The organism is Luteimonas kalidii, from assembly GCF_029887935.1.
Classification (GTDB): Bacteria; Pseudomonadota; Gammaproteobacteria; order Xanthomonadales; family Xanthomonadaceae; genus Luteimonas; species Luteimonas kalidii.
Genome location: NZ_JARXRO010000001.1, coordinates 1 through 22,984 on the forward strand (window position 1 = coordinate 1; position 22,984 = coordinate 22,984).

20 protein-coding genes are annotated in these 22,984 nt (G+C 65.7%); 10 read left to right on the forward strand and 10 right to left on the reverse strand.

Features of this window, described 5'->3' with window-relative positions; translation table 11 throughout:
- Positions 1-522: 522 nt before the first annotated feature.
- From QFW81_RS00005 to QFW81_RS17680, 6 genes are all read right to left on the reverse strand, one after another.
- On the reverse strand, positions 523-882 hold the full coding sequence (locus QFW81_RS00005) for a hypothetical protein (RefSeq protein ID WP_280576485.1): 360 nt from the start codon (positions 880-882) through the stop codon (positions 523-525).
- Between the two features lie 58 nt (positions 883-940).
- Complete coding sequence (locus QFW81_RS00010; protein ID WP_280576486.1) at positions 941-1,366, reverse strand: hypothetical protein; 426 nt, start codon at positions 1,364-1,366, stop codon at positions 941-943.
- A 2,357-nt stretch (positions 1,367-3,723) separates the two neighbouring features.
- On the reverse strand, positions 3,724-3,990 hold the full coding sequence (locus QFW81_RS00015; RefSeq protein WP_280576487.1) for a hypothetical protein: 267 nt from the start codon (positions 3,988-3,990) through the stop codon (positions 3,724-3,726).
- A 1,565-nt stretch (positions 3,991-5,555) separates the two neighbouring features.
- Complete coding sequence (locus tag QFW81_RS17675; RefSeq protein WP_425603937.1) at positions 5,556-5,876, reverse strand: energy transducer TonB; 321 nt, start codon at positions 5,874-5,876, stop codon at positions 5,556-5,558.
- Positions 5,877-7,604: 1,728 nt separating this feature from the next.
- Positions 7,605-8,111 carry a hypothetical protein gene (locus QFW81_RS00020; RefSeq protein WP_280576488.1) on the reverse strand — a complete coding sequence of 169 codons (507 nt, stop codon included), beginning with the start codon at positions 8,109-8,111 and terminating at the stop codon, positions 7,605-7,607.
- Between the two features lie 70 nt (positions 8,112-8,181).
- Positions 8,182-8,721 (reverse strand): DUF6966 domain-containing protein, encoded by a 540-nt coding sequence (locus QFW81_RS17680; protein ID WP_425603938.1) that lies wholly within the window; start codon positions 8,719-8,721, stop codon positions 8,182-8,184.
- A 249-nt stretch (positions 8,722-8,970) separates the two neighbouring features.
- Here QFW81_RS17680 and QFW81_RS00025 point away from each other — a divergent pair, with 249 nt between their 5' ends.
- On the forward strand, positions 8,971-9,945 hold the full coding sequence (locus QFW81_RS00025; protein WP_280576489.1) for an integron integrase: 975 nt from the start codon (positions 8,971-8,973) through the stop codon (positions 9,943-9,945).
- Between the two features lie 267 nt (positions 9,946-10,212).
- Positions 10,213-11,175, forward strand: a complete 963-nt coding sequence (locus QFW81_RS00030; protein WP_280576490.1) for an SMP-30/gluconolactonase/LRE family protein — start codon at positions 10,213-10,215, stop codon at positions 11,173-11,175.
- Here the strand turns inward: QFW81_RS00030 and QFW81_RS00035 are convergent.
- Complete coding sequence (locus QFW81_RS00035) at positions 11,138-11,614, reverse strand: Lrp/AsnC family transcriptional regulator (protein WP_280576491.1); 477 nt, start codon at positions 11,612-11,614, stop codon at positions 11,138-11,140. The genes QFW81_RS00030 and QFW81_RS00035 overlap by 38 nt on opposite strands.
- A 157-nt stretch (positions 11,615-11,771) precedes the next feature.
- Between QFW81_RS00035 and phhA the strand changes: the two genes are divergently transcribed.
- From phhA to QFW81_RS00060, 5 genes are all read left to right on the forward strand, one after another.
- On the forward strand, positions 11,772-12,662 hold the full coding sequence (gene phhA, locus QFW81_RS00040) for a phenylalanine 4-monooxygenase (protein WP_280576492.1): 891 nt from the start codon (positions 11,772-11,774) through the stop codon (positions 12,660-12,662).
- Positions 12,663-12,785: 123 nt separating this feature from the next.
- Entirely contained in the window at positions 12,786-13,982 is a 1,197-nt protein-coding gene (locus QFW81_RS00045; protein WP_280576493.1) for an amino acid aminotransferase, read from the forward strand.
- 44 nt (positions 13,983-14,026) lie between these two features.
- Positions 14,027-14,191, forward strand: a complete 165-nt coding sequence (locus QFW81_RS00050) for a hypothetical protein (protein WP_280576494.1) — start codon at positions 14,027-14,029, stop codon at positions 14,189-14,191.
- Positions 14,192-14,208: 17 nt separating this feature from the next.
- Positions 14,209-16,359 (forward strand): TonB-dependent receptor family protein, encoded by a 2,151-nt coding sequence (locus tag QFW81_RS00055; protein ID WP_280576495.1) that lies wholly within the window; start codon positions 14,209-14,211, stop codon positions 16,357-16,359.
- Between the two features lie 122 nt (positions 16,360-16,481).
- Positions 16,482-17,183: a 2OG-Fe(II) oxygenase gene (locus QFW81_RS00060; RefSeq protein ID WP_280576496.1), complete on the forward strand. Its 702-nt coding sequence runs from the start codon at positions 16,482-16,484 to the stop codon at positions 17,181-17,183.
- 213 nt (positions 17,184-17,396) lie between these two features.
- Here the strand turns inward: QFW81_RS00060 and QFW81_RS00065 are convergent, their stop codons facing one another.
- From QFW81_RS00065 to QFW81_RS00075, 3 genes are all read right to left on the reverse strand, one after another.
- The gene (locus tag QFW81_RS00065; RefSeq protein WP_280576497.1) at positions 17,397-17,837 is read right to left on the reverse strand and encodes a response regulator; all 441 of its coding nucleotides are present in this window, start codon (positions 17,835-17,837) and stop codon (positions 17,397-17,399) included.
- A complete protein-coding gene (locus QFW81_RS00070) occupies positions 17,834-18,925 on the reverse strand; it encodes an ATP-binding protein (protein ID WP_280576498.1) in 1,092 nt (363 codons plus the stop codon). Before QFW81_RS00070 ends, QFW81_RS00065 begins: the two co-directional genes overlap by 4 nt.
- 116 nt (positions 18,926-19,041) lie before the next feature.
- Positions 19,042-20,142, reverse strand: a complete 1,101-nt coding sequence (locus tag QFW81_RS00075) for a PA0069 family radical SAM protein (RefSeq protein ID WP_280576499.1) — start codon at positions 20,140-20,142, stop codon at positions 19,042-19,044.
- Between the two features lie 105 nt (positions 20,143-20,247).
- On the opposite strand from QFW81_RS00075, the gene cls reads away from it, so the two are divergent.
- From cls to QFW81_RS00090, 3 genes are all read left to right on the forward strand, one after another.
- The gene (cls, locus tag QFW81_RS00080; RefSeq protein WP_280576598.1) at positions 20,248-21,645 is read left to right on the forward strand and encodes a cardiolipin synthase; all 1,398 of its coding nucleotides are present in this window, start codon (positions 20,248-20,250) and stop codon (positions 21,643-21,645) included.
- A 289-nt stretch (positions 21,646-21,934) separates the two neighbouring features.
- Complete coding sequence (locus tag QFW81_RS00085; protein WP_280576501.1) at positions 21,935-22,201, forward strand: hypothetical protein; 267 nt, start codon at positions 21,935-21,937, stop codon at positions 22,199-22,201.
- A gap of 29 nt (positions 22,202-22,230) precedes the next feature.
- Positions 22,231-22,983 (forward strand): pyridoxine 5'-phosphate synthase, encoded by a 753-nt coding sequence (locus tag QFW81_RS00090; protein WP_280576502.1) that lies wholly within the window; start codon positions 22,231-22,233, stop codon positions 22,981-22,983.
- Position 22,984: the final 1 nt, after the last annotated feature.

The window sequence follows — 22,984 nt, forward strand, 5'->3', positions numbered from 1 at the left end:
GGCCGTCCAACGCTTGATCTCTTCGTCCATCACTTGGCTCATCGTGCTCTCCTTCAAAAGGTAGCACCTGAGCAGGAAATCACTGGGTCATTACAAATCAGTGCAATTTCACTCACCGCTCCCTCGCCGAGTGGATCCGTCTCCTCAACGTGAAATACAGAGAACGGCAGCAGTCCGACTGCGTCAGGGAGGGATTGCATTGAGTAGGTGTTGCCGTTCCGAACCCATTGCAGAGCGCTTGGATCACATTTCTCCACAGAGAGCCCGAGTGAAGGATATTTGCCAGGCTCCGGCTCTACCTCACAGGGAGCCAGCATGATCAGGTCCCCATCGGCTAGCCGAAGCACCGCCATGGATGTGGCAAGAGGCGTGGTGTTTCCGTCCATCCATGCGGGATGTACGGGCTCACACAAAGGCGTGAGTACCTCGCGGATCGTCCTATCGGTTAGCGATGCACTGTCCACAAGCACCTAACGCCTGAATTAAGCCGCGCCGCGAAGCGGTGTCGGCTTGAATGAATTGTTAGGCGCGCTGCCACGCCCCGTAAGTTGCGAGCATATGCGATTCAAAGGCTGGTGAGCCAGTCACCTCCCAGAACGACGAGTCGACCGCCAGCAGCTCAAACACGCGTTCACCCCCAGCTAGGCCAATGAAGCGCCCCTCAATTGTCTGATAGATGCCGCGATACAGTGCGCGGAACTCTCTATCCGACATTGACAGGCCTACAGCCGTCAGCTGCTCAATCTCGAGAGCGCGATCGCCCATGCAGTCATCGATGGTGATGTGCCAGGAATCTGGTTTCACGAACCGGTCGACGTCCACGAGAAATTTCGAGATGTCAAAAAGCTCGCTGTTGGTTCCGTGTTGTCGGATGACGACCATGCGCGCCTAACGCCTGAATTAAGCCGACCCGCGAAGCGGGTTCGGCTTGAATGAATTGTTAGGCGGCATAGCCTGGCCGCCTGCCCGACTTGAACAGCAACATACCCAGGAAGCCTGCCGCCAGGGAGTATGGAACGTAGACGGCCAACAAGACAGCCACTCGAAGCGGCCAGCCGACACCCATTGTTGAATTGAAGAGATGTGCTGCAATCTCGCGGTGCTCTGGCTCAACACCTGCGGAGCGCTCACTCTGACTCATTCCACCTTGGTCGTAGCCTAGCAGCCCAAGCCGGAGGTCTACGAAGATGTGCGGCCAGTAGGCATAAGCGGACAAGATCGCTAGGCCAAGGGCAAGCGACACTAGATGGACAGCGAGCACTCGCTTCCAGCGCGGACTGGTACGGATGAACCGAGCAACGAGCCACGGCACGGCCGCCGCCGATGCCAGGAGAAGCCATTCCGCCAGTGCATCGAACGTGTCCATGCCGCCTAACACCTAAGTTAAGCCGACCCGCGCAGTGGAGCCAACCACATGGCAGGCTTTCTCAGCCATGTGGTTGGCGTAACGAAGCGGGTTCGGCTTGAACGCATTGTTAGGCCTCACCCAGTACGTGCCCTGGAGATGTAGCCTTCTCCGGACGCCCGAGTAAGTGATACATGGCCGCCTCCGCGCAGATCTTGTACCCAAGATCGCCGGTAACACCAGAGTGGTCAATCACGTCCACGACCGTCACAGCCATAGGTGTGCCCGAGGGCGCAGCTCGATGCGCCGCCTCAACTCCCGCAAGAACAGCTACATGGCTCAGCGCCTGCGACGTGATACCAGCGCCGAGGCAGGCCGAGAATGCGTCCGAAGGAACTGCCTCTAAGCGGACAGTCACGTCGTACAGAGTGCTCATGCCGCGACGAGTAAAGCGGAACTCGGAATGCATCATATGAGGCCTAACACTTGAATTAAGCCGACCCGCGAAGCGGGTTCGGCTTGAATGAATTGTTAGGGGGCATGGCCTGTAGCGCCAAGACTGCCGCTTTTGTAGCCGAGTGCATATTCAGCAGTACAAGCGTCAGAAGGTCCCTTGGCTCGAGGCTCGCCGGAGAGAATGTTGGCTTTTCCATCATGACCTTGTACGACTCTTTCAACCCTTCCCGATGCCGGTCAGAGAGACTGTTGTAAAGGTCCAAGGCTAGTTGCTTGGTAATGCTTGCATCTAGTTTGTGAGCAAAGTCATTGCGGAGCTTCCCTAGCTTTAGCAGAACGTCACGGGCGTCCTGCGGAAGTCCACAGGCATACGCTAGTTCGACCTTGGTGCGGTAGGAGAACACTCCCCAATCGCACCTGTCTCCGAAGGGAAGGACAATTCGAGCAATCTCCATGAGCTGGTGCTCTATGTGCAAGTGCCCGCGTAGCACCAAACCAACATCGTCTTCGCGCGTGAGGTCTTTATAGAGCAGTTGGTCTTCTGGAGAACTCACACATGCCCCCTAACGCCTGAGTTAAGCCGCGCTGCGTAGTGGAGCAAACCGCATGGCAAGCTGTACCTGCCATGTGGTTTGTGTAACGAAGCAGCGTCGGCTTGAACGACTAGTTAGGCCGCACGCTACTCCGGCCAGTGAGGAGCTGCAAGACTGTTGCTCTAGATGCCCCCGAAGCTGCCGTCGCTTGCACGCGCCGGCCCGGGCACTGTCCTGGAAGTTGCCGAAGGCGCCCGCGCAGCTTCCGATTGCCTGGCGCGATCCGACGGTCCGAAGCCGACCTGCACAGTCCCGACCCGGCGCGCTGCACGGAACTAGCGGAAGCGCCTTTTGGCAGGGAGCACCACGAACAGGACGAGCGTTGGAGCGAGAAGATCTAGAGCGCATTTCTGCGGCCTAACACCTGAATTAAGCCGAGCCGCGAAGCGGCTTCGGCTTGAATGAATTGTTAGGCATCATCCGGCACCCCGTACATGTCGCGCGCCTCCCAGTCGTGGAAGTGCTTGCAAAGGTCTGAGGCGGGAAATCCTGCCCAATAGAGCACAGCATCTACTCTCGATCGCGGTGAGCCTTGGGGTAAGGCTCCAATGAATCTAGCGCAGGCTTGCAGCACAACGTGCTTTCCAAACTGCGATATCAAATAAAAGGGAACTATTCGGTTGCTGGCATCAAGTTCTGAGGCGTGAACTTGCGAGAGCAGGGACTCAAGGCTTTCCTGGGCATCTGGTTGGAGTTCCGCAAGCATGTACCCTGCCATGCGCGTGGATTCGTCCCCAGCGCGCCGAACGGCGAGGGACCATAACGACCGAAAGACAGTCTCCTCTGAGTATCCGGTCATTGTCCGCCGGACCTCAAAGAAGTCGTCGTAGGTGTTGATGCCTCTAAGTTTTTCTTGGAGATCCGATATGGTTTCCATGATGCCTAACACCTGAATTAAGCCGACCCGCGAAGCGGGTTCGGCTTGAATGAATTGTTAGGCGGCGACACTAGTCACCGTCCCCGCCGGCGCCTAAGCCAGGATCATCACCGCTGCCCCTGTTGCCAGCGACTAGACCATCAAAGACGGTAGGATCGGAGTCTAGATAGAGGGCGTCTATTGTGCTGGGTGAGGTTGTCCTGACGGATTGCGCGTAAGCGACTGCTGCACATATCACGGCGCCAATCAGAGGAACGAGCCATATAAAGGCGAGTTGCAGGCGACGCTGTGAAGGAGAGAGCATAGGCACACGAAATATGACCACTGAGGCAAAGATGTTAGCGGCAAGCAGGATAGCGAGAAGAAGAACCGTCAGTCCCATTGAGAGCTCCATAGCCGCCTAACGCTTGAATTAAGCCGTGCCGCGAAGCGGCATCGGCTTGAATGAATTGTTAGGCGCCGCGTACGGCAAAGATGTTCTTGTCATAGAACTCAATCTCCTGGTCAAGCTCAAGTCCATTGAGTTCTGTGACTCTACTGGGCTCAAACCCGTAGATCGTTCCTCTGTAATGGTCTGGACCGAGTATTGAGACGTTGCGAACCAGAACGTCTTGATCTCCGGAGCGGAGGGTTAAATCGTCGCCCTCCACAACTGTGTGTCGAATGATGTTGCCACCGGAGTAGAAGACGCTTTCGTTTGGACCTCTTTCGGCGAACATGATCTCTCCAGTGGCGCCTAACACCAGAATTAAGCCGACCCGCGAAGCGGGTTCGGCTTGAATGAATTGTTAGGCCTCATGGCTGGCACACCGCACTGATTGAACGGATGGTCTCGCCCGAAGTGCCTACCTGAAGCCAACAAGATGATTGATTGCTGTAGTACTCGAGGAAGCTACCAGACTCCCGCTTGGCTTGAACAGGTTGACCGTAAGTAGCTACGGCCTTTGACATCGGCGCGCCCGGACAGAGGCCTGACGGCGTGCAAGCCCTAGATCCGGTTGCCGTGAGCTGGAGGACGCGGCGCTGCTTGTCCGGAGCCTGCTGCTCTAACCAGCCAACGAGAACAGTGAGGTCAGAGTACTCCAGCGCGATACCCTCGCCAGTGTCAGATTGCTTTGGCGCTGGGCCAAGCACAGCTAGCACCTGTGCCTCTGAGTCACCGAGCGCCACGCCTCCGAGATTAAGCTCACTGTCTGAGATGGCAGAAGCTGAGCCGGATGCCGATCCTGCAAAGAGTGTGACGATTGCCAGGATGCTTTTCATGAGGTCTAACACCTGAATTAAGCCGACCCGCGAAGCGGGTTCGGCTTGAATGAATTGTTAGGCCGCGTCACTGGCCAGGGAGTGCAAAAGATCACTATCCGGGATGAGAGGGGCAAGATGGTTGCGAACATGCGTTTCTCTCTCCGCCTGCGACATGCCCGACCAGCCGTGCTCCTCGGGGAGCCGGCGACGAACGATTTGAACTCTGTCCGGGTGGTTGGCTGCGATGCGCCACTCCGACCATCGAGGATCTTGCTGAGTAAGGGCATCTACAACTCGATTTGCTAAGGATGCAAGAAGAGGACTGCCGGGAACATCGCGCGAATGCGGCTCAACGGTGAACTGAGCTTCAAAGAGTGAGCGATGCAGTGCGATCAGCTCGTAGTTGTCTGTGATTGCGAACAGTGGCTCTGCTTGCATAGCGGCCTAACACCTGAGTTAAGCCGACCCGCGAAGCGGGTTCGGCTTGAATGAACTGTTAGGCCACATACGGTACAGCAACACCAGCGGCCACGAGTTGATGTACGAAACCATCAGGGGCACCTGACTGAACTGATATGCACTCTGGGTGAAACGAGTCTGCGGCAAGAAAAGCGAGCACTCCATGCCGATACACGTGCAGAGAGGCTACTTGCTCAAGTCGTTTGGATGCACCGAATAGAGCCGCCATAACTTGCCCGGATGCCTCATTGTTGAGCGTGAGCGCCAAGCAGTCAGATGATTCGGGTGCCTGATGGACAAAGCCTGAGGGCAGATCGCACTCAAGATGAAGCGGCAGTGGAACCTCCGCGAGCTCGCCCTCAAGTACGACTACTGAACCTTGATCCTCAAGCGCGGACAGAACCAATGCAAGCAGCTGCCCGCAGTCTTCTGTACGTACCCAAGCCCGAGTGCTTGCCATGTGGCCTAACACCAGAGTTCAGCTGCGTTGTAGCGGTGATTGGCTTAGGTGGCAAGCTTTACCTGCCGCCTAAGCCGAGCGCCGATGCAACGTCGGCTGCAACGACTCGTTAGGCCGCGACTAGTCGTCCGCGTACTTGAAGTCGAATGGAACTGTCCGCGTGCTGCTCGCAGACCCGGGCCGGTAGCGCCAAGACAAGACCGCCTGCTGAGCAGCCGCGATCCAAGCAGGATGACCAGACGCAGATTGCACCCGCGACGTCGTGACAGATCCGTCCGCTGCCACTGACAGCTCCAGCGTCACTTCGCCACGTGTCAGCTCAGTGATCCGCGGCGCCTCTGGTGCCGGGCATACGAGCAACTCTGGGTCCAAGCCAGCGCAAGGTCCAGCCGAGCCCGACCCGACTAGAGCGAGGGTTAGAAGCCAGCCGAGAGCGGTCATAGCGGCCTAACACCTGAGTTAAGCCGTGCCACGAAGTGGCATCGGCTTGAACGAGTAGTTAGGCCGCAGCATGCGACGACAGGGAGGAGGCACGCAAGGCCTTTGCTTCGGATGCCTGTGTGGCCGGGAACGCCGGCGCGTGACGACGCACTGTCCGCTGGCAGCTGGCAGCTGCCGAAGCAAAGGCTAGCCCCACGACGGGTCCGCCTGCCCGCGCGGCCTAGCTGACGCCGAGGCGCCCGAAGCCGAGCCACCGGACGATGCACTCTCCCGCGCGACGAGAGACTGACCGAAGCACAAGTTGAGTGGCGAAAGAGGCGAACTGGCAAACGAGGCGAAGCCACCATTGGCTGGCTCTGCTTTTAGCGGCCTAACACCTGAATTAAGCCGACCCGCGAAGCGGGTTCGGCTTGAATGATTTGTTAGGCCCCAGCCGGTTGCACTGACCAGCGCCCACCGGAACCATGATAAGCCTCGCACGACAGTTGGAAACGCTGACCGCAGTGCGTGCAACAAAAGCTGGTACGAAAAACGTCTGGATACGGATGAGCCAGCAGATCTTGGACGGTGGGCTGATTGAGACCACGCTCAGTAGTTGAAGGCTCCTGTCTAAGCGCCCCGCGGAAAATCTCACTAGAAAGAATCAAGAGAGTGCGCCTCAGCTCGCCCGGCGTGCGGATCTGCTGGTCGATTGCAATGCCGGTGCATTCTGAGCAGCCGAGTCTTTCCATGCGGGGCCTAACACCTGAATTAAGCCGTGTCGCGAAGCGGCATCGGCTTGAATGAATTGTTAGGCATCCACGCGACGAACCGTCGGTGGGTGCTCTGAGGCAACGTCAACAACATGGTCTGAGCAGACAATCTCATAGTGAACAAATGGCCCGGGGTAGTCGTTGCTAGCGAAAGTTCCGGAGGAGACAAAGTCTAAGAACTTGGACTTAGTGTAGGTCCGAAAAGCGTTGCCGGACCACTCCTCCGTCTTATCCCAGGAGCAGAAAGACTCATTGCGTACGGAGTAGCTGATGTACGTTTCCCACACAACCTCAAACCACCTCGAGGCGTCAGTCACTTCAACGGGGCGAATATCTGAGATTTCTGTGTTGCCGATAGTCAAAGTCTCAGTTCTATCCGCGACGATTCCCTCGCTAAGGACGAGGCGAAGCCCATTGACATACGGCTCCGATATTTCCTCCAAGTACAGGTAACCGCAGGCGTCAAGTTCCTCAGTAGCGGACTGATGTGTCATGGGTGCCTAACACCGGAATTAAGCCGCGCCGCGAAGCGGCGTCGGCTTGAATGAATTGTTAGGCCACACACCAGTGACGCAAATCCATGCATCCTGTCTGGATATGGCCGTCTTGCCGTCAGAATACTGGAATTGCCACCACTCACCCATGCAAGAACTCTTGTCTCTCCTACAGAGCATCAGATCACCGGCAGAGGTGGAGAACCACTGCTCAATTGGGTAGTCCATCTTTCCCGCAGGGAAGTTTGGACTTGAATCTGCAAGTGATTCAAGAGCGGCTGCATCCGGTGGCGGGGCGACCGCAGCCTGCCATTGCTCCTGTGCTCCACCGCCACACAATGATGTGAGATTGCTCGGTGGATGTGTCGAGCAGCCGGTGAAAGCTATTGCCACTATCAAGAGCAAGAGTGCTTTCATGTGTGGCCTAACACCTGAGTTAAGCCGACCCGCGAAGCGGGTTCGGCTTGAACGAATTGTTAGACCTAAACATAGCCACTCCACACGCGCGAGCCTATGAAAAGGATGAACCCTGCCACCAACAAGCGATTCCGCCACTTGTAGGCCGACAGACTGTCATCACCTGCTTTGTCTAGGTCAACTTTAGCTTTGGGTATTACTGAATCTAGTGCAGCCACTTCAGATGCGGCATCCTGATGGGAGTAGACGCGCCCAGTTGCAGTGTTGATGAATGGTGCGCCTTGCGACGAGACTATCGCGCCCCGCAACTCTTGGAAGCGTAAGTAGCCGCTGTTCATTTTTACGGCGCGATTCGTAGCCTCAATTCTCTTGAAGCCGGCAACTCCTGCGCCAAAGAGCGTCAAGACTGCCAAGAGCTCAAGCGAGCTGGGGTTTAATCCGAGCTCTTGCGGTCGGAAAGACTGTCCGATGAAAGCGCACACGGCGCCGATCACGCCCAAGATGAAGTAATCAAACTTCTGCTGGGCGTCACGTGCCGCCTCGTACAGCTTGTCACTTCTCTCAGTAGCCATGTTGCTCGGTACTTAGGTCTAACACCAGAATTAAGCCGCGCCGCGAAGCGGCGTCGGCTTGAATGAATTGTTAGGTGCCAGCCCGGTCACGTGCCCGCCGTATGGCAACAGCAAGGTCATACGACCGTGATAGCACAGTGTGTAGTGCGATGTGGTCTGAGTCCGAGGCACCCTGCACATCGTTTAGCGACCCCATGCCGCCATAAGCGAGTAGAAGCTTCTCAACACCAGAATAGTCCCCTGAGGCGACACGCAACTGACAGTCTGCAATGTACTTGCGCCACTTGTCCTCGCCAGCGGCAGCCAACAGTCCAGCCATTGCTGCGAGATTCTCTTCTAGATCGGTGACATGATCCATGTGGCACCTAACAACTGAGTTAAGCCGACCGGCGAAGCCGGTTCGGCTTGAACGAATAGTTAGGGCGCCGGCGACGGAACTGCCGGGCCCTGTTGCCGAAACTGTACCCCAAACCGCAGCCGCGGCAAGCTGGCCCCACACAGGTGCGGGAAGGACATTGCTGCGCGCAATGCCGCCAGCCAACGGCTTGCCCATAGGACCGGTCGGGAACCAACTTGCTGTGAGTGCAACTGGAGTGGCAGGCTTGCGCATGCCAGGTGCAGCAGCTGAAGCCAGCACAGCGATTGATGCTTGGCCCGAGCGGCCTAACACCTAGTAGACCCCACAAGCGGGGTGTAGCGCCGAGTATTCAGCCTCGTCTCCCACCGGTCAATTCGGTGATTTCCTACCCGGGATAAGGGGTTAGCCGGCTTTCTGGTCCTCGGTCCGTTCCGGCATGCTGACTCCTGGCCCGTCGGAAACGGCGGATATTTCTTATCACGACGGAAGCGCCTGATAACCATGGACGCCAGGGACGGGCGTGGGCCGCGGCTTTTCGACGAAGTTCGCCGGAAGTTGCGGGTGCATCACTACAGCTTGCGGACCGAGCGTGCCTACCTTGGGTGGATACGCCGGTTCATCCTGGCCAATGGGCGCCGCCACCCGCGGGAACTGGGTGGGCAGGAGGTCGAGTGGTTCCTCAGCCGCCTCGCCGTGCGCCACAAGGTGGCGGCAAGCACCCAGAACCAGGCCCTGTCCGCCCTGCTGTTCCTCTATCGCGAAGTGCTTGGGGAGCGGCTGCCATGGATGGAGGATGTCGTGCGCGCAAAGCGTCCGGCCCGTTTGCCCGTGGTGCTGTCGCAGGCGGAGGTGCGGTCGCTGCTGGCGTGCATGGACGGGCGGACGGGTCTGGTCGCGCAGCTGCTGTACGGCACAGGGATGCGGCTGATGGAAGCGCTGCGGCTTCGGGTCAAGGACGTCGATTTCGGACGCAACGAGATCACGGTGCGCGACGGCAAGGGCGGGCGAGACCGGCGGACCCTCTTGCCCGCCTCGCTGGTCGCGCCGCTGCACGAGGAGGTCGAGCGCGCCCGCGTGCTCCACCGGGCGGATCTGGACGCGGGCTTCGGCGCGGTCTGGCTGCCGCATGCGCTGGCGCGCAAGTATCCGGCGGCGCCGTCCGAGTTCGCCTGGCAGTACGTGTTTCCCGCCATGCGTCGGTCGCTCGATCCCCGTGACGGCGCCGAGCGGCGCCACCACCTGGACGACGCGAGTTTGTCGCGGGCGATCCGGCGCGGGCGGCTGCGCGCAGGCATCGACAAGCCGGTTTCCGCCCACACCCTGCGCCACTCCTTCGCCACGCACCTGCTCGAAGCCGGCTACGACATCCGCACGATCCAGGAATTGCTGGGCCACAAGGATGTCGCCACCACCCAGATCTACACGCACGTGTTGAACCGCGGCGCGGGCGGCGTGTTGAGTCCGCTGGACCGCTGAGCGGCTGTCGTGGGGCATTGGGGTCGACGCGGGCACGGGCAGATGCGTCCCAGGGTCGATGCCCGGATGGCGTGTGCCGTCGACCCGCATCGCCGCCGATTCGGCCATGCATCGGGCATGGCATGGCGGCATTGCGTCCGCTCGATGCGCACACGCACGGCTCCGAAGTCCGGTGCATGGCGCAAGGGTGGCTGCGTTGAATGACACGCCCGTCAATCGACGCGAATCTGCCGACAGCGCGCGATTCGCATGCTAGCGTCGCGCGCCATGCCCACCATCGAACTGCGTCCGGGACCGCTGCGACGGCTCCTGCTCATCCTCGCGGCCATCGTTGCACCCGCCATGTCGGTGCCGCTCTACGTCGCGACCGACCATGTGGTCGACGGCACGTTCACCGCAGGCATCGAAGGACCCGCCACCGGTCCGGACGGCGTGCTGTACGCGGTCAACTTCGCGCGCGAGGGCACGATCGGTCGCGTCACGGGTGACAGCGGCGACGCACGCGCGGAACTGTTCGTGCAACTGCCGGCGGGGCGCACCGGAAACGGTGTCGTCTTCGACGCCGACGGATGGATGTACGTCGCCGACTACACCGGCCATGCGGTGCTGCGGATCGAGCCACGCACGCGTGCGGTGGCGGTACATTCGCACGATCCACGCATGCACCAGCCCAACGATCTCGCGATCGCGCCCGACGGCACCCTCTACGCCAGCGACCCGCGCTGGTCGCATGGCGACGGCCAGCTGTGGCGCATCGACCGCGACGGCCGCGCACACCTGCTCGAGACCGGCATGGGCACGACCAACGGCATCGAGGTCTCGCCCGATGGCCGCCATCTCTACGTCAACGAAAGTCAGCAACGTCGGATCTGGGCGTACGACATCGATGCGCGTGGCCACGTGTCCGGCAAGCGCCTGCTCATCGCCTTCGACGCCCATGGCCTCGACGGCATGCGCGCCGACGAACACGGCAACCTGTACATCGCGCGCTATGGCGCGGGCACGGTGGCGATCGTGTCGCCGCAGGGCGCCTTGCTGCGCGAGGTGGTCCTCACCGGGTCGAAGCCGACCAATCTCGCCTTCGGCGGCGCCGACGGCCGCAGCGTGTTCGTGACCCTGCAGGACCGCGGCGCGATCGAGACCTTCCGCAGCGCCCATCGCGGGCGCGAGCCGGGCGGCACGCGCTCCGACATCACCCCGACGGCAGCGGCAGCCCCCGGAACGCCTTGACCGTGCGCAGCACGAAGCTGGAGTTCACGTCGGCCACGCCGGCCTGCGCCAGCAGCCGGTCGAGCAGGAAGCGCGAGAAGTGCTCCAGGTCGACCACCGCGATGTGCAGCAGGTAGTCCATGTCGCCGGTCAGCGCGTGGCAGGCGACCACCTCCGGCCACTGGTTCACCTGTTCGGCGAACGTGGCCACGGAGCCCGCATCGTGCCTGGCCAGCTGCACCCGCACGAAGGCCTGCAGCCCGAGCCCCAGGCGTTCACCGTCGAGTTCTGCGCGGTAGCCGGCGATCACCCCCTCGCGCTCCAGCCGCTGCACCCGGCGCAGGCAGGCCGAGGCCGACAGGTGCACGCGTTCGGCCAGTTCGGCATTGGTCTGGCGGCCGGCGCGCTGGAGCTCGGCCAGCAGCTGCAGATCGGTGCGGTCGAGTGCGATTGCGGTCATTTCGTGCGTTGAATGCGGCAGACTGGCAATGATGTTGCGCCCATTCGGCCTGTGCGCGCAACTTTGCAAGCCTGTTGCGCAGGCATGCGGCTACGCTTCAAGGGTCGCCGCTCGCCATCCCGGCCGCTCCGACGGCCACCCCGCGCTGGAGATCGCCATGTCCGCCCCGCCCCGCCGCGTCGAGAACCTGCACACCGACAAGGGCAAGGTGCCCGTCTACGCCACCGGCATCGTCGAGCAGCCCTGGGACGACTACAGCGCCGAGGACCATGCCACCTGGGCCACCCTGTTCGCGCGCCAGCGCGAGGTGCTGGTGGGCCGCGCCAGCGCGCAGTTCCTGCAGGCCCAGGACGCGATGGGCATGAGTCCGCACGCGATCCCGAAATACGCCGAGCTCAACGCCGTGCTGGGCGAGGCCACCGGCTGGCAGCTGATCGGCGTCGAGGGCCTGCTGCCCGAGCTCGACTTCTTCGACCACCTGGCCAACCGCCGCTTCCCGGTCACCTGGTGGATCCGCACGCCCGAACAGATCGACTACATCGAGGAACCCGACCTGTTCCACGACCTGTTCGGCCACGTGCCGCTGCTGATGAACCCGGTGTTCGCCGACTACATGCAGGCCTACGGGCAGGGCGGCGTCAAGGCGCACGGCATCGGTCCCGACGCGCTGCAGGCGCTTACCCGGCTGTACTGGTACACGGTGGAGTTCGGCCTGATCCGCGAGGACGGCGGCCTGCGCATCTACGGCAGCGGCATCGTCTCGTCCAAGGGCGAATCGCTGCACGCGCTGGAAAGCGCCGCGCCCAACCGCATCGGCTTCGACCTGGAGCGGATCATGCGCACCCGCTACCGCATCGACAGTTACCAGAAGACCTACTTCGTGATCGACAGCTTCCAGCAGCTGATCGACGCCACCGCGCCCGACTTCACTCCGATCTATGCGCGCGTGGCCGGGCAGCCGTCGGTCGCCGCGGGCGATGTGCTGGACACCGACACCGTGTTCCAGCGCGGCACGGGCGAGGGTTGGGCGAACGACGGCGACGTCTGAGCGCGGGCGCCGAGACGGTTCCGTCCGCAACGACCGGGCCGGGCGCACGCACGGCTGCTAGACTCACGCGGTTTTTCGCCGCGTGCGCGGCCCCCTTCCCTCCTGCCTGCGACCACTGCCGCCGTGTCCTTCTTCGCCCCGCTCGAGCTCGTTCCCGGTGATCCCATCCTCGGCCTGACCGAGGCCTACAACGCCGACACCCGCGCCACCAAGGTCAACCTCGGCGTCGGGATCTACTACGACGAGGCCGGGCGCATCCCGGTGCTGCGCGCGGTGCAGCAGGTCGAGCGCCAGCTGGCCGAACAGAGCAAGCCGCGCGGCTACCTGCCGATCGACGGCCTGCCCGACTACACCCGCGCCACGCGCGACCTGCTGTTCGGTGGCGAGTCGCCGCTGGTCAGCGAGGGCCGCGCCATCACCACCCAGACCATCGGCGGCAGCGGCGCGCTGCGCGTGGGCGCGGAACTGCTGAAGAAGGCGCTGCCGGCCGCGCGCATCGCGATCAGCAACCCGAGCTGGGAGAACCATCGCGCGGTGTTCGGCGCGGTCGGGTTCGAAGTGGTGGACTACACCTATTTCGACGCCGCGGCGCACGGCCTCGATTTCGACGGCATGCTGGCCGACCTGGTCGCGCTCGAGCCCGGCACCGTGGTGCTGCTGCACGCCTGCTGCCACAACCCCACCGGCGCCGACCTCACGCCGGCGCAGTGGGAGCGCGTGGTCGCGCTGCTGCACGAGCGCGGGCTGTTCCCCTTCATCGACATGGCCTACCAGGGCTTCGACCGCGGCATCGACGAGGACGCGCTGGCGATCCGGCTGCTCGCCGCCTCGCCGATCCGCAACTTCGTGGTCGCCAGTTCGTACTCGAAGTCGTTCTCGCTGTACGGCGAGCGCGTCGGCGCGCTGACCGTGGTCAGCGATTCGGCCGACGAGGCCAGGCGCGTGCAGTCGCAGGTCAAGCGCCTGATCCGCGCCAACTATTCCAGCCCGTCCACGCACGGCGCCGCGCTGGTGGCGGGCGTGCTCAACGATCCGGCGCTGCGGATGCAGTGGGAAGAAGAGCTCGGCCGGATGCGCACGCGGATCCATGCCCTGCGCGCCGGCCTGGTGGAGCGGCTCGCCGCGAACGGCGCATCGCAGTACGACTTCATCGCGCGCCAGGCCGGCATGTTTTCGTACTCGGGCCTGTCGAAGGCACAGGTCGAACGGCTGCGCGACGAGTTCGGCATCTACGCCGTCGGCACCGGCCGCATCTGCGTGGCGGCGCTGAGTGCGGACAACCTCGATTACGTGGCGAAGGCGGTCGCGGCCGTCAGCTGACAGCGGCGCGCGCGGGCCATATGCGCGCTTGCGATGGACGTGCGATGGAACTGCCGCCACCGTTCGTCGCAGCATGCGGTCGCTTCGACGCACGGCAGGCATGGACCTCGCACGGCCCGCGTGTCGTCTGCGACGATCATGGCCACGGCGTTTTCATGTCCCATCGCGGAGACTGCGCGGCGATGACGATCTTCCCGGTGTTGCTCTGATGCGCGCGGTCGGCGCCATGTCGCGCCGTCGCGCGCGTCGGGTCGCCCTGCTGGCGGTGGCGATGCTTGCCGTCCTGCCCGTCGTGGCGGCCCGTGCGGTGGAGCCGACGGCGGACGCGGTGACGCTCGATCGCGTGCAGGTCACCTCGGCGCGCCTGCAGTCGGTGCCTGCGTTCGACGTGCCCGCGTCGCTCAGCGTGGTCACGCTCGACGGCACCGCCGCCAGGCCCGGCGTGAGCGTGTCCGAAGCCTTGGACGGCGTGCCCGGCCTGGCCGCGCGCGAACGCCAGAACTTCGCCCAGGACACCCAGCTGTCGATCCGCGGCTTCGGCGCGCGCTCCACATTCGGTGTACGTGGCCTGCGCCTATACGCCGACGGCATCCCGGCCACGATGCCCGACGGCCAGGGCCAGGTCTCGCATTTCAGTCTCGCCGGCGCGGAGCGGATCGAGGTGCTGCGCGGCCCGTTCTCCGCGCTGCACGGCAACTCGTCGGGCGGCGTGGTGCAGATCTGGAGCGCGGACGGCGTCGACCCGACGCAGGGCCACGTGCAGGCCAGCGCCGGGCGCGACGACAGCCGCGTGCTGTCGGCCAGCGTGCGCGGCGCCGGCGACATGCTCGGCGGCGCGCTTGCCGCCAGTCGCTTCGAGACCGACGGCTGGCGCGACCACAGCGCCGCGCGCCGCACCTCGCTCAACGCCAAGCTGCACGCGGCGCTGCCGGGCGGTGGTCGCGTGCAGCTGGTGGGCAACCACTTCGACGCCCCCGACGCGCAGGATCCGCTCGGGCTGACCGCGGAACAGGTGCGCGCGGACCCGCGCCAGGCCACCGCCGTGGCGCTGCAGTACGGCACCCGCAAGTCCGCGCGCCAGGACCAGCTCGGCCTGCGTCTCGAGCAGCCGCTCGGCGGCGGCCATGCACTGGAAGCGATGGCGTACGCGGGCCGGCGCGAGATCGAGCAGTTCCTGTCGGTGCCGGTGGGCGCACAGTCCAATCCGCTCAGTTCCGGCGGCGTGATCGACCTGGACAACGACTACGGCGGGCTCGACCTGCGCTGGCGCTGGGCGGGCAGCCTGGCCGGGCGCACGCTCGAATTCACCGCCGGCGCCAATGCCGACCGCCAGCGCCAGCATCGTCGCGGCTACGAGAATTTCGTCGGCGACGCGCTCGGCGTGCGCGGCGCGCTGCGACGCGACGAACGCAACCGGGTGGAGAACGTCGACCGGTATGCGCAGGCGTGGTGGCAGTTCGCGCCGCGCTGGTCGCTGCTCGCCGGCGTGCGCCACAGCCAGGTGCGCTTCCGCTCCCGCGACGGCTACGTCAGCGCCGACAATCCCGACGACAGCGGCCGCGTCGACTACGCCGAGACCACCCCGGTGCTCGGCCTGACGTTCGCGCCGCATGCCGACTGGCGACTCTACGTTTCGGCGGGACGCGGCTTCGAAACCCCGACCTTCAACGAGCTCGGTTACCGCGCCGACGGCGGCGCCGGCCTGGCGTTCGACCTCGCGCCGGCCACCAGCACGAATGTCGAGCTCGGCACGAAGTGGCGCACCGCGGGCGGCGTGCAGATCGAGGCGGCGCTGTTCCGCGCCGACACCGACGACGAACTGGCGGTGGCGCGCAACGTCGGCGGGCGCAGCAGCTACCGCAACGTCGGTCGCGCGCGCCGCGAGGGGGCCGAGATCGCCGCGGTGCTGCCCTTCGGCGCCGACTGGTCGCTGGCGATCGCCGCGACCTGGCTGGACGCCCGCTTCCGCGACACGTTCCCGATCTGCACCGGCGCAGGCTGCACCGATCCCTCGGTGCAGGTCCCCGCGGGCGCATCGATCCCCGGCACCACGCGCCGCCAGGCTTCGGCGCGGCTGCAGTGGGAGCCTGGCGACTGGCGGCTGGCGCTCGAAGCGGTCGCCGTGGACCGCATCGGCGTCAACGACACCGGCAGCGAGCAGGCGCCGGGCCATGCGATCGCGAACGCGGAAGCGGCACGTTCCTGGAACACGGCGCGCGGCAGGTGGCGGGCGTTCGCGCGCGTCGACAACGTGTTCGACCATGCCCACATCGGCTCGGTGATCGTCAACGAGGGCAACGGCCGCTACTACGAGCCGGCCCCGGGGCGCGGCCTGCTGCTGGGGCTGCGCTGGGACTGGCAGTCGGGGATGGACTGAGGATCCTGCGCAACCGACGCGGCCGTGTGGCCTGGCCACGTGGTGCACCGTCCGCACGGGCGATCGGGACCTGGCCCGCACCCGCCATCGCCCGCGTCGCGCACGGCGGCTAGAATCCAGGCATGGATGCGCCTGCCGATTTCATCGAGGTCTTCCCCGCCGCGCTCGATGCGCAGGCCTGTGATGCGATCGTCGCGCGCATGCGCGCGAGCGACGCGCTCTCGCCCGGCCAGGTCGGCGGCGGGGTGTACCCGGAACTCAAGCGCAGCCGCGACCTGTCGATCAGCGACCGCGCGGACTGGGCCGAGGTCGCCCAGGCCCTGAACGTCGCCGTCTACGGCGGGCTGCTGGCCTACCTGCGCAAGTATCCGCAGGCGCTGGTGGCGCCGCTGATGCTGCAGCAGCCCGATGGCCAGGGCGGCCTGCGCCGCCTGTCGGCCGAGGACATCGCCGCACTCGACGACCGCGCACTCGGCCAGCTGGCGCGCACCTGCCTGCGTCCGGGCGCGATCAACCTGCAGTGGTATCGCGCCGGCGAAGGCGGCTATCCGTACTGGCACTGCGAACTGTTCCCGCGCGCGGCGGATTGCGAAACGCTGCACCGCCACCTGCTGTGGACGGTCTACCTCAACGACGGCTTCGATGCCGGCGAGACCGAGTTCCTGTTCCAGCAGCGCAAGGTCGTGCCGCGCACCGGCGACCTGCTGCTGGCGCCCACCGCGTTCACCCATACCCATCGCGGCAACCGGCCGCAGGGCGGCGACAAGTTCATCGCCACCAGCTGGATCCTGTTCCAGCGCGCCGAAGCGCTGTATCCCGCCTGAGGCGCAGGCGGCTGCGGTCGGCCTTCAGCTGCGAGCGGTCGCCTCGACTGACCGCACTCTCCATGAATCCCACCGTGCGTAGCCCGGATAAGCGCAGCGCATCCGGGAGATTGCATCGCCACGCGAGTCCAGCAAGTGCGGCGCGCCCTCATCGGCCCTCGGCACCTCCTCCCGCAGGCGGGAGAAGGAACAACCGGCGCCATGGCTCCCGGATCAGCCGGCGACGCGCGGCTGGTTGAGCACCAGCCAGTACAGGCCGATCTGCTTGACCACGTCGACGAACTGCTCGAACGCGACCGGCTTGCGGATGTAGCTGTTCACGCCGAGCGCATAGGTGGCTTCGACGTCGAAGGGCTCGTCGCTGGTGGTCAGCACCACGACGGGCAGCGTGCGGGTACGCGCATCGCCACGGATCGCCTGCAGCACTTCGCGCCCGTCGAGCTTGGGCAGGTTGAGGTCGAGCAGCACGATCGCCGGCAGTGCGTGCGCGTCGCGTTCGGCGTGCGTGCCGCGTGCGAACAGGTAGTCCAGCGCCTCGGCCCCGTCGCGGACCACCACCAGCTGGCGATCGATCCCGGCCTGTGCGAAGGCGATGCGGGTCAGTTCCGCATCGTCGGGGTTGTCTTCGATCAGCAGGATGTCGCTCTGGTTCATGGCCTGTGTTCCCCGCCCTCGCCGGCCCCCGCCGGCAGTTCGATGAAGAAGGTGCTGCCCTCGTCGGGATGCGACTCGGCCCAGATGCGGCCGCCGTGGCGCGCGGCCACCTGCTGCGCGATCGCCAGGCCGAGCCCGTCGCCGCCGCCCTGTTCGGCGCCATGCAGGCGCTGGAACGGGAGGAACAGCTTGTCAGCATAGCGCATGTCGAAACCGCAGCCGCGATCGCGCACCGACAGGCGCAGCCGATCGCCATCGCGCACCCCCTCGATGGTGATCTCCACCCGCTCGCGTGCGGCCGAAAATTTCCATGCGTTGTGCAGCACCTGCCGCAACAGCAGTTTCAACGCATGCTCGTCGCCGTGCGCGGCCAGGCCCGCGGGCACCTCGACGGTGGCCGCGCGCATGGCATCTTCGTCCTGGAGTTCGGCCGCGACCCACTCGCACAGCAGGCTGACGTCGACCTCGCGTGTCCGCAGCGGCTGGCGCGACGCGCGCAGCAGTTCGAGCAGCGCCTGCACCAGGCGTTCGGCGCGCACGGCGGCCGAGCGGATGCGCGCGAGGTCGGGCTTGCCGGCCTCGGCCACGGCCGCCGATTCGTCCAGCCGGGCAGCGAAGCCGGCGATCCCGCGCAGGGGCGCGCGCAGGTCATGCGAGAGGCCGTGCGCGATGTGCTCCTGCAGCCGTGCCGCCTCCGCGTCCTGTCGCGCGCGACGCCGCTCGGGGACGATGTCCTCGCACTGCATCAGCCAGGCGCCGTCCGCGGCAAGCCGGGTCATCGTGACCCGCCAGGCGGCAGACCCTTCGGAGGCGGGATCGGGGCCTGCGCCCTCCTCGCTCGCCAGGACCTGTCGCTGCAGCGGATCTGCCGGCGGCGCCGCACACAGTGCGGCGATGCGGTCGCGGAGCGACGGCTCGAACAGCTGCTCATGCGCCCGGGTGCCCACCAGCGTCTCCGCGGTACGCGCGAACAGCCGGCACAGGGCGGGGTTCGCGGACAGCCATTCGCCATGCGGCGACAGCACGGCAAGCGCGGCGTCGACGCCGTCGAACGCCTGGCGATACACGGTCGGGGACAGGGCTTCCACGGCGGCAGAGGAGGACGCGGGAGGACGCACGGGCGACAGTCTACGGAACATCGCCGTGCAGGGCCGGTGCAAGCGCGCTGAACGCGCCAGCGTTGCGCCGGCCGCACAACTGCGGTTCAGAACAGCTGGCCCTGGTCCCCGCTGGCCGCGGGCGTCCGGAACAGCGTGGTGTCGAGCGCGGGAAGGCGCGTGAACCCCAGTCGTCGCCGGGTGCGCTCGAACCGCTGCGCAATCAGGTCCGCGAACGGGCCTTCGCCGCGCATGCGCGAACCGAACGCGCTGTCGTAGTCGCGGCCGCCCCGCATCTGCCGCACCAGGCTCATCACGTGCGCGGCGCGATCGGGATGGTGCAGCTGCAGCCATTCGCGCCAGACGTCCTTGAGCTCGTGCGGCAGCCGCAGCAGGACATGCCCCGCCGCGCGCGCGCCGGCCGTGTACGCCGCGTCGAGGATCGCCTCGAGTTCGTGGTCGTTGAGCGCCGGGATCACCGGCGCCATCATCACCCCGACCGGCACGCCGGCCGCGGCCAGTTCGCGCATCGCGCGCAGGCGCGCGTGCGGCGCCGAGGCGCGGGGCTCCATCTTCGCCGACAGCCGGTTGTCGAGGCTGGTGACCGAGAAGTACACCGTCGCCAGGCGCTGCTCCGCCAGCGGCGCGAGCAGGTCGAGGTCGCGCGTGACCAGTGCGTTCTTGGTGATCAGGCTGAAGGGGTGGCGGTATTCGGCCATCACCTCGATCAGGCTGCGGGTGATCCGGTAGCGGCGCTCGATCGGCTGGTAGGCATCGGTATTGATCCCCAGCGCGATCGGCGAGCAGCGGTATCCCTTGCGCGAGAACTCTGCGCGCAGGCGCTCGGCGGCGTTGGTCTTGGCGAACAGCCGGGTCTCGAAATCCAGCCCCGGCGACAGGTTGAGGTAGGCGTGCGACGGACGCGCGAAGCAGTACACGCAGCCGTGTTCGCAACCGCGGTAGGGATTGACCGACTGGCTGAAGCCGATGTCCGGCGAATCGTTGCGGCTGACGACGCTGCGCGCGCGTTCCTCGTGGACGCGGGTGTCCGGGTGCGGGTCCGGGTCGGTCTCGTCGCGGCGCTGCAGGCTGTCCCAGCCGTCGTCTTCGGCGTGGGTGGTGGCGGTTTCGAAACGGCCAGGCACGTAGGACGCCGCGCCGCGGCCCTTCAGCGGCGCGGTCGCCGGCGCGCGTGCTTTCGTCGCCATCGACATCCGGCTAGCCTACGCCCCGGGCGTCGCATCGGTCGCGACGATGGAGCCGCCGTGCCGATCCTCGAGGTGTTCAAGCAGGGCTGGGACGCGCTGGCCGGGATGCCCTACCTGCGCCTGTACCTGACCCTGGGCTGGGCGCTGTACCTGGTGCTGCTGGGCGGCTGGATCGTCCTGCAGAAGCGCGAGCCGGTGGCCACGCTGAGCTGGCTGCTGGGACTGGCGCTGCTGCCCTACGTGGGATTCCTGGTCTACCACGTGTTCGGCCCCCAGCGGATCGAACGCCAGCGGCTGCGGCGTGCGCGCGTGCGCGGCGCCCTGCCGGCGCAGCCGTTCGCAGAGGACGACGAGGTCGCCGAGCTGGCGCGCATGGCGCGCGCCACCACCGAACTGCCGATGACCACCGCCACCGACGTGCGCCTGCTGGTGGACGGCGCGGCCAAGTACCAGGCCCTGGTGGCCGACATCCGCAGCGCGCGCGACCACATCCACCTGGAGTACTACATCTGGGAAGGCGGCCACAGCAGCGACGCGCTGTGCGACGCGCTGGTCGAGCGCGCCCGGGCGGGCGTGCGCGTGCGCCTGCTGCTCGATGCGATCGGCGCGTCGGGCGCGCGGCATTGCTTCGGCGCCCTGGTCGAGGCCGGCGGCGAACTGGCCTGGTTCCACCCCACCCGCTTCGGCCGCGTCTGGCAACGGCCGTGGACCAACCTGCGGACCCACCGCAAGATCGTGGTGATCGATGGCCGCATCGGCTACACCGGCGGCATGAACGTGACCGACGACCAGAACGAGTCCGTCAACGCGGCCGCGTACCGCGACCTGCACCTGCGCCTGGAAGGAAACGTGGTGCGCGAACTGCAGCAGGTGTTCGTCGAGGACTGGGCCTATGCCACCGGCGAGCGCGACTTCATCGGCGAGGTCGCGCGACAGACCCCCGGACTGCCGCGCGGGCCGGTGCGCGCACAGGTCGTCACCTCGGGACCGGACTCGCCCTGGGAAGCGATCCATCGCGCCCACGTCGGCGCGATCCACGCGGCCAGGCGGCGCGTCTGGCTCACCACGCCCTATTTCGTGCCCGGCGAGGCGGCGATGATGTCGCTCACCTCGGCCGCCCTGGCCGGGCTCGACGTGCGCCTGCTGGTGCCACGCATGAGCGACTCGCGCCTGGTCACGCTGGCGGCGCGTTCGTACTTCGGGCAACTGCTGGTGGCGGGGGTCAAAATCTACGAGTACGGCCCGCGCATGCTGCACACCAAGGCGCTGCTGGTGGACGACAACCTGGTGGTGGTCGGCAGCGCCAACTTCGATCATCGCAGCTTCCGGCTCAATTTCGAGGTGTCGGTGCTGTTCGACGACGCCGCGCTCGCGGCGTCGCTGGCGCAGCTGATCGAGGGCGAGCTCGCGCATGCGCCTCGGGTCCGCCAGGGGCGCCATCGCGGCCTGCTGACCGCGCGGCTGCCCGAGGCGCTGGCCCGGCTGCTGTCGCCGCTGCTGTAGCCTCCCCGCCAGGTCGGCCCGTGCGGCTGGCCCGCCGGTTGGCACCCGGGCTCTAGCGGTCGAGCCCATGGCGGTTGCAGCCGGCAGCCGCGCGGTCCGCCTTCGCGCGACACCGGGAAGCACGCAATCCGGCCAGCAGGACCCGGTGACGCGCACCCGCATCGTCGTGGGACGCGCGACTCCCCCGGCACCACCCACTGGACCAGCGGCGGCAGGCGGTGCCCCGGCGGCGTCCTTCGCCGCGGCTTGCGGGTAGACTTGGCCGGTGTCCCAGCAGCGGAGCCTGCCCATGCCCTGGTTGTTCCTGTTGCTCGCGATCGCGGCCCTGGCGATCGCCTTCATGACCGCGTCGATGGCGGTGGTGGTGGTCAGCCTGCTCGCGGCGCTTGTGCTGCTGGGGCTCTGGATCCTGGGCCTGCTCGCGCAGCGCATCGACACCCGCAGCCGCGATGATGTGCAGATGCTCGACCCACGCGAACTGCAGCGGTTGCGGGAGCTGGCCGAGGCCCGCCGCGCTGAGCCGGCGCCGGCGATGGAAGACCCGCGGACGCCCTGACCGGTGGTCCGCCGCAGGTACGACGGCACGTGAGCGCCCGCCTCAGCGTCAACCTCAACAAGATCGCGGTGCTGCGCAATTCGCGCGGCGGCGACGAACCCGACCTGGTCCGCGCGGCGCGGACCTGCCTGGAGGCCGGCGCGCACGGCATCACCGTGCATCCGCGCCCGGACGCGCGCCATACCCGTCACGACGACGTGCTCGCGCTCGCGGAGGTGTGTCGCGCCTACGGGGTCGAGTTCAACCTCGAGGGCAATCCGTTCGCCCCGGAGCGCAGCGGCTATGCCGGCTTCATCGCACTGTGCGAACGGGTGCGCCCGGCGCAGGCGACCCTGGTGCCGGACGATGATGCCCAGCTGACCTCGGACCACGGCTTCGATTTCGTCCGTGACGGCGAGAGGCTGGAGCCGCTGGTCCAGCGGTTGGCGGCTCTGGGATGCCGGGTCAGCCTGTTCGCCGACGCCGGCAGCGACGTCGCCCGCGCGGCCGCCATCGGCGCCCAGCGGATCGAGCTCTACACCGGCCCCTACGCCGAGGCCTTCGCCGCCGGGCACGCCGGGACCGTCCTGCCCGCCTTTGCCGCCACGGCGCGCGCGGCCTCCACTGCCGGGCTGGCGGTGAATGCCGGGCACGACCTCAGCCAGGCCAACCTCGGCGCCTTCCTCGACGCGGTGCCGGGCGTGGAGGAGGTCTCGATCGGCCATGCGCTGATCGGCGAAGCCCTGTACGACGGGCTGGCCACGACCGTGCGTCGCTACCTCGCGATCGTCTCGGGGCGCTGAG